We start from the raw sequence: 732 nt of genomic DNA, 5'->3' as shown, positions 1-732 counted from the left end.
ACCGTTGGCAACAATATTGAAAAAAATAATCTTCATATTATTTCTTGTAATTACTGCTTGTAAATCAGGCTTCGACTCGACTTCAATTGACAAATCTTCAAGGGAGTGCATTGAGAAAGAAAAAAGGGAAATTTTGGAAAATGCAGTTGGACTGTTTGAAGCTAGAATTAAGACAAAATATCCAGAAATTTCAGCTGAAGCGGCTTATTTTGAATTTGTATCCGACTGGAGTAATAAAAAAATACCTATTGACTTTTTTCAAGATTCGTTGGAATTAAAAATTAGGAATTTGAATCTATGGACGGAATCAACTCGCTCGGAAAAAGATATGGAGTTAGAAAAAACATTATTTAATGTTGATTCAATGAATAAATTACATGTCAAACTAAATATTGATTTTTCTAATTGTCTCGCCAATAAAATAGATTGGAGAATTGGAACCAGCACTTTTTTAAGAATTAATTCTAAATATCGAATAAGTCCAAGAATTGCCAAAAAAACATTGTACAGAACAAGCCTATATGACTTGAAAGAATTTGAAAATAGACTAACCATTGTACTTGGAGTCTATTACCAAACGATGTTTAATATAAAAAATACTGTTGCCAACACTGTGTATAATTAATTGCGGTCGGATTTACCAAATGGAAATCCTTGCAATCAATTATCTTTAACGTCAGACGGACATTTTCCGTTGGAAAAGTCCGCAACTAATCATACACGAACCGTTAG

Annotated in this window: 1 protein-coding gene; it reads left to right on the top strand. The window is 31.6% G+C overall.

Going from position 1 to position 732, the window contains the following annotated elements; genetic code table 11:
- Positions 1-625, top strand: a 625-nt coding sequence (locus ACOCEA_RS17975) for a hypothetical protein (RefSeq protein WP_420757658.1), incomplete at its 5' end; no start/stop codon positions are given.
- Between the last annotated feature and the right edge of the window lie 107 nt (positions 626-732).

The organism is Maribacter luteocoastalis (genome assembly GCF_048890225.1).
GTDB lineage: Bacteria > Bacteroidota > Bacteroidia > Flavobacteriales > Flavobacteriaceae > Maribacter > Maribacter luteocoastalis.
The sequence above is the reverse complement of the archived record's forward strand: the minus strand, read 5'-3'. Positions and strand labels throughout refer to the sequence as shown.